The sequence below is a fragment of the Albidovulum sp. genome (assembly GCF_049646345.1).
Classification (GTDB): domain Bacteria; phylum Pseudomonadota; class Alphaproteobacteria; order Rhodobacterales; family Rhodobacteraceae; genus Albidovulum.
In genome coordinates, this window is record NZ_JBARVQ010000422.1 from 1 (window position 1) to 6,698 (window position 6,698).

Annotated in this window: 5 protein-coding genes; 2 read left to right on the plus strand and 3 right to left on the minus strand. The window is 64.0% G+C overall.

The window, feature by feature from the left end:
* Together WBB85_RS10525 and WBB85_RS10530 are read left to right on the plus strand one after the other, a co-directional pair.
* Positions 1–356: oligopeptide/dipeptide ABC transporter ATP-binding protein (locus WBB85_RS10525; protein ID WP_432638572.1), on the plus strand; the 356-nt coding region annotated here is incomplete at its 5' end.
* Between the two features lie 132 nt (positions 357–488).
* Positions 489–1,676: an amidohydrolase family protein gene (locus WBB85_RS10530; RefSeq protein ID WP_432638573.1), complete on the plus strand. Its 1,188-nt coding sequence runs from the start codon at positions 489–491 to the stop codon at positions 1,674–1,676.
* 115 nt (positions 1,677–1,791) lie between these two features.
* Here the strand turns inward: WBB85_RS10530 and WBB85_RS10535 are convergent, their stop codons facing one another.
* The 3 genes from WBB85_RS10535 to WBB85_RS10545 all read right to left on the minus strand — a co-directional run.
* Positions 1,792–3,237, minus strand: coding sequence for a 6-hydroxynicotinate reductase (locus WBB85_RS10535; protein WP_432638574.1), 1,446 nt, complete (start codon positions 3,235–3,237; stop codon positions 1,792–1,794).
* Between the two features lies 1 nt (position 3,238).
* Entirely contained in the window at positions 3,239–5,938 is a 2,700-nt protein-coding gene (locus WBB85_RS10540; RefSeq protein ID WP_432638575.1) for a molybdopterin-dependent oxidoreductase, read from the minus strand.
* Positions 5,935–6,698 (minus strand): FAD binding domain-containing protein (locus WBB85_RS10545; protein ID WP_432638576.1); only part of this gene is annotated, 764 nt, incomplete at its 5' end. The genes WBB85_RS10540 and WBB85_RS10545, both read right to left, overlap by 4 nt.

The window sequence follows — 6,698 nt, forward strand, 5'->3', positions numbered from 1 at the left end:
GCCTGGGCCTTGCCTATCTCTTCATCAGCCATGACCTGTCGGTCGTGAAGCACATGGCCGACGATATCATCGTGATGTATCTCGGCCGCCCGGTGGAAATCGGACCGACCGCTGATCTCTTCGTCAATCCGAGACATCCCTATACCAAGGCGCTGCTTTCGGCGACACCGATGGCGGATCCCAAGGTGAAGAAGACGCGGATCAAGCTCGAAGGCGAACTGCCCTCGCCGCTCAATGTGCCCGCAGGCTGCGCCTTTGCACCGCGTTGCTGGAAGGCCAAAGACAAATGCCGCGCGGAACGCCCGACACTGGGGGATGCCCCCCATCCCGCGGCTTGTTTCTTCCCGGAGGCTTGAGGCAGATACGATTTTTCTACGAAAAATCGACGAATTTTCGGATGAAAATTCGGAATGCGCCCAAAGCAAACCATTTGCTTGCCAACAACTCTTGTGGGACCATCCCTGACATGACGTCAAGGAGATGGTCCCATGGCTGATCCCAAGCCGACTGCAACGAAGCTCGTCATCCGCAATATCGGCCAGATCCTCTCTGGCAAGATCGAGGAACCGCTGATCGACGGTGATTGCGTCGTCTGCGACGGCGACCGGATCACCGCAATCGGCTACGAGAAGGATCTCGACACCGACCGCGCCACGACGACCATAGATGCCAAAGGCGTCACCCTTTGCCCGGGCCTGATCGACAGCCATGTCCATCCGGTGATCGGCGATTACACGCCCCGCCAGCAGCAGTTGAACTGGATCGATAGCTGCCTCCATGGCGGCGTCACCACGATGATCTCGGCGGGCGAGGTTCATGCCCCCGGCCGCCCCAAGGACATCGTCGGGCTGAAGGCAATGGCCATCGCGAGCCAGCGCTGGTACGAGAATTTCCGCCCCTCCGGCGTCAAGGTCCATTCCGGCGCCCCGGTCCTCGAAGAGGGCATGGTGGAAAGCGACTTCAAGGATCTTGCGGATGCAGGCGTAAAACTTCTGGGCGAGGTCGGACTTGGCTCGGTCAAGGCCGGCGAAACCGCCGCCCAGATGGTCAGATGGGCGCGCAAATACGGCATCCAGTCGACGATCCATACCGGCGGCCCCTCGATCCCCGGGTCAGGTTTGATCGACAAGGATGTGGTGCTGGAGGCTGACGCCGACATCATCGGCCATATCAATGGCGGCCATACCGCTTTGCCCGACGACCAGATCACCTGTCTTTGCGAAAGCTGCCTGCGCGGTATCGAGATCGTCCACAATGGCAACGAACGCGCCGGGTTGCTCGCCATGCGCACCGCCTTCGAACTTGGACAACCCGAACGCGTGATCCTCGGCACCGACGCCCCCGCGGGTTCTGGTGTCCAGCCGCTTGGCATCCTGCGGATGATCGCCATGCTCTCCTCGCTTGGCGACATCCCGCCCGAGATCGCCTTCTGCTTTGCCACCGGCAACACCGCCCGCATGCGCGATCTTGATTGCGGCATCATCGAAGTCGGAAAGGCCGCCGATTTCATCCTGATCGACATGGCCCAGCACGCGCCCGGCGGCTCCATGCTCGGCTCCATCCATCAGGGTAATCTGCCCGGCGTCGGCATGACCGTGATCGACGGCGTGGTCCGCAGCGCTCGCAGCCGCAACACGCCGCCAGCCACGCGTCTGCCGGAAGTGGTCGAAGGCTGACCAGCATTCTTCTGTTCCGAAATACTCCCGCCGGAGGCAAACCGGAGCGCGCGGGCCCTGCCCGCGTGCGACAGATATCTTGCGCCCGGGAACCGGGCGCGCATTCAGAAAAAGCCTACCTGTCCCGCCGCACGGCCACCCGCCGTTCGATCTCGCCCGCGATCTCCTCGACCCGGCGCACCTGATCCATATGCCCGCCGAGTGCCGCAAAATCCGACAGCCGCATGGTGAACTCGATCGGCGCCACCAGCGCCGGTGTCGGCACATATCCGAAGGCGTTCGACGGCATCTCGGTCACATCCGCCATGAAAGTGATGCCGCCGCCCGGCCAGATATAGCAGTCCGCCCCGCCGCAGGTCACATTCGTCACCGCCTGCCGGACCGAGCGGGTCAGCCGCACCGGGTTTTCAGTCACGCCTGCACGTAGGCTGCCCCCGGCCCCACCCATGAACAGGACCGAAGTCACCGAAGGTTCGCAATTCTCGGCAATCCGCTCGACCGACTGGCTGAGGCTCTGAGGCAGGTCCGACGGCACCGGCCGCAAATCCTCGTCCAGCACGTAATAACCAAACTGCTCGCCCGTCGTCGACACCATCAACAGCGTCAGCCCCGGCCGCGCCGGGGCGCGCCAGGGCGCGAGGATCGTCAACGGATCGTCGATATTGGTGCCGCCCCAGCCGGTGCCCGGCTCGGCCACGCGGAAATAGCGGCCCGGTGTCGATTTGCGGCCAAGTATCTTGATACCAGAGGGCTCCACCCCCAGAACCTTGCCCGCCTGATGCTCCGACAGAACCCCGGTGATGTGGTCATCCACCACCACGACCTCATCGACCAGCCCGTGCCATTGCTTGGCGAACATCCCAATTGCGGCGGAACCGCAGCCGACCCGCATCAGATGCTCTTCCTCACCGTTTACCACAGGCGGTTTGCCCGCCTGCAAAACGATATCCGCCCCGCCATCGATGCTCATCTCCACAGATTCGCGATTGCAAAGCCGCAGAAGCGCGTCGCAGGTGACCCTGCCTTCCTTCTTGCCGCCGCCGGTCAGGTGATGCACCCCGCCCAAGGACAGCATCTGCGAGCCGTATTCGGCAGTCATCACATGGCCGATAGGCTCACCATCCACACGGACCGCAGCCGCCTCAGGCCCCAGGAACCGGTCGGTGTCGATCTTCACCTTGGCCCCGCAATAGGAGAATATCCCCTCGGTCACGACGGTAACCATATCCACGCCGTCATGGTCCTGAGCCACAATGAAGGGCGCGGGCTTGTAATCGGGGTAGGTGGTGCCTGCACCGATGGCGGTGATGACCGGGCGTCCGGTGCGCAAGAGGTCGCCGTCCCATTCCCCGGCCTCAAGTTCGAGAAACGGTACGACCTGCCCGTCGCCCTCCTTCGCGGACTCCAGCACCGTGAACGGGTCGAGCCGCACCAGTTCGCCGCCCTGATTGGCATATCGGTCGCAGGCCCCGGCGCGGCCGTCGGCGATATAACACATGACCGGACAGGCATCACAGCGGATCTTGTCTTTCACGCGGGATTCAACGGCTTGCTTGACCATCTTAACCTTCCTTCCCGGCCCTGATCGCCGCCAGAACCCGGTCAGGCGTCGCGGGCAGCCGCGTCACCCTTGCGCCGCAGGCATGGCGGATCGCCGACAGGATCGCAGGGGCGGTCGGGATCAACACATGCTCCCCCAACCCCTTGGCACCATAGGGCCCGTGCGGGTCCGCGACCTCGATGATATGCGAGGTGATCGGCGGCACATCCCCGATGGTGGGGATCAGATAGTCATGCAGATTGTCGGTGCGGCCGGGAATGTATTCCTCCATCAGCGCCATCCCGATCCCCTGCGCCACGCCGCCATGGATCTGCCCTTCGACCAGCACCGGGTTGATCGCCCGGCCCACATCATGCGCGGCATGGATATGGTCGAGCGTCACGGTGCCAAGGCTGGTATCCACCGTCAGTTCCACCATCTGCGCTGTATAGCCATAGACCGCATAGGGTACGCCCTGCCCGTTCTCGTCCAGCGGGGCCGTCGGCGGATCATAGGTTTCGGCCGCTTCAAGGCAATATTCGTCCCCGGCGGGCAGCCGGGCACTGTGGATTGTACCATCCGGCGCGGTGACCGTGACCTCACCCGGCCCAAAGGAAATGACCCCGTCTGCCGCATTGGTCAGGTGCAGAACCTCGGCCCGCAATGCCAGCCCGGTCAACCGCGCCGCATTGCCCGAGACATAGGTCTGACGTGAGGCAGAGGTCTTGCCCGCATCGGGGGTCACTCCGGTATCGGGGCCGATAAGCTCCACATCGCGAACATCGACGCCCAACGCCTCGGCGAAGATCTGGGCGATGACAGTATTGGCGCCCTGACCGATATCCATCGCGCCCTGATGCAGAACGATACGGCCATCGCGGACGATCCCCGCCCGGATCGTCGAAGGGTTCGGCAGTGAGGTATTGCCACAGCCATACCAGCCGCAGGCGATGCCAACGCCCTTGCGAAGAACGCCGACTTGAGAATTGAATTCATGTGCATTTTCCAATGCGGCATTCCACGCGGGCCGCAAGGATTCAAGGCAGGGTCTGATCCCGACCGCCCCGTTGAAAACCTGCCCGGTCGCCGTCGGCACCCCGTTGTCGAGCGCGTTCAGCATCCGGAAGTCCAGCCGGTCCAGACCGAGCTTGTCCGCCAGATCATCGAACAAGGCTTCCTGCGCGATGGCAGCCTGCGGCACGCCGAACCCCCGGAACGCGCCTGCGGGCGGATTGTTGGTGAAGATGCCTTCAGTCTTCGCCACATAATCGGCATGAGCATAGGGGCCACCGGCATGAACCGGCACCCGGTTGGCAACGGTCGGCCCCCAAGAGGAATGCGCGCCGGTGTTGAAGACGCCGTCAAAGGCAAAGCCCGAAAGCATTCCGTCCTTGGTCGCCCCGACCCGCACCCGCATCTTCGCCGGATGCCGTTTCGTCGTGGAAGCCATTGATTCAGAACGGCTATAGGTGATCTTCACCGGCCGTTTCAGATGGAAGGCAGCCAAGGCCACATGCGGATGGAACGAGATATCGAGTTTTGATCCGAACCCGCCCCCGACCGCTGTCGGCACCACCCGGACGGCATCGGGGTCAAGACCCAATATCCCGGCCAGCGAATCCCGTGCCATGACCGGGGCCTGGGTGCCGCCATGGACCTCAACCCGGCCGTTCCGCCAGTCGGCAAACCCAGCTTCGGGTTCAATATAGGCGTGCTCCACGAACCGGGTCTCGAATTCCGCCTCAACGACAATGTCGGCCCGCGCCAGCGCCGCCTCGGCATTGCCCTTCTTCACAAAGCCCCGGCACATGACATTGTCGACGTGCCCCTCATGGAAGGGGTCCAGAGTTTTGGCGCCCGCGGGTTCGCGCGCTGCGTCAATGGGGTCCCAAATGATTGGAAAGGTGGATAAATCCAGCGCCGCCATCGTGTCCGCAGCGCCGACAACGGCCGCCACGGCCTCTCCCCGGAAGCGGGCGATGGCTTCGGCATAGACCGGCTGGTCGATGAAGCCGGGAATGACGCCAAAGGCGTTCGTGCCGGGCACGTCGCGCGCGGTCAGGATCAGGTCAAGGCCATGCGCATTGCGCCAAGCATCAAGATCGCCGAGCGCAAAGCGCGTATGGTCGTGCGGCGAGCGGATGACCTTCAGGACCAATGCAGTATCCGGCGCCACATCATCACTGAATGCCTCACGCCCCTCGACCTTGCTTGCCCCGTCCAGCCGCACAATGCCAGCGCCCACGCCGGTCCGATCCTCGGCCGGGGACGCGGCCCCCATCACCGCGTCAATGATCTTGCGATAGCCGGTGCAGCGGCAAAGGACACCACCCAGCGCATCCTCAACCTCGCGTTCAGAGGGTGCGGTCACGTCCCGCAATAAGGCCGTCGCCGCAACCATCATGCCCGGTGTGCAGATACCGCATTGCGCGGCACCGTGGTTGAGGAATGCTGTGGAAAGCTTTGAAAAAGCGGGGTCATTGTCGCGTAGACCGGCAAGAGTCTCGACCCGCTTTCCTGCCGCCTGCGCGACCCCGGTGATGCAGGAACAAACCGGCGCGCCATCGATCAGCACCGTGCAGGCACCGCAATCCCCGGCATCGCAGCCGACCTTCACATCGCGGCAGCCGAGGTCGCGGCGCAGGACTGACGAGAGCCGCTCCAGCCCCCGCGCCTGATACCGCACTTCGCGACCGTTGAGGGTGAACCGCAGCTCTGTCATGGCCGCCCCCCCGCCGCAAGGCATGCGTCCAGCAGGCGTATGGCAAGCGTATGGCATGCGTCCCGACGATAGGCGGCTGTCGCCCGAACGTCGTCGATGGGTGTGAGGCTTTCGAAATGCTCCTCCCGCACCGCGCCGGACAGATTATCGGGGCCGAGGCCGGTAAGGTCGCGTTCAAGCTCCGTCAGCCGCATCGGCACCGCCGATGCCGCCCCGACGGCCAGCCGCGCCTCGGCCACCTGCCCCTCTTCAAACCGCATCAGCCCGGCAAGCGAGACGATGGAGATCACCAGATAGGTGCGGCTGCCGAGTTTTTCGAACCCCGACCAGACATAGCCGTCGAGATGCGGCACCAGCACTGCCGTCACCACCTCACCCGGCCGCAAATCGGTCTTTCGCACGCCGGTCACGAAATCAGACAGCGCCACCACCCGCCGTCCGGCGGCAGAGGCCAGTTCGACCGAGGCGTCGAGCGTCAGGAGAACCGGCACCCCGTCGGCAGCGGGCGAGGCATTGCAGATGTTACCAGCGATGGTCCCGGTATTCTGGATCTGGACCGATCCCACCTGCCGCCCGGCGACCTTCAGCCCGTCGAACATCGCGGGCAGGTCGGCGCGGATCAGCTCGGCCCATGTCACACCGGCCCCGATCCGCCAGTGATCGCCGTCAAGCGATATCCCCTTCAACCCGGCAATCGCCGTGACATCCAGCACCCGTCCCGGCGCGGGCCGGTCGCCAAGCGCCGGGAATACATCCGTCC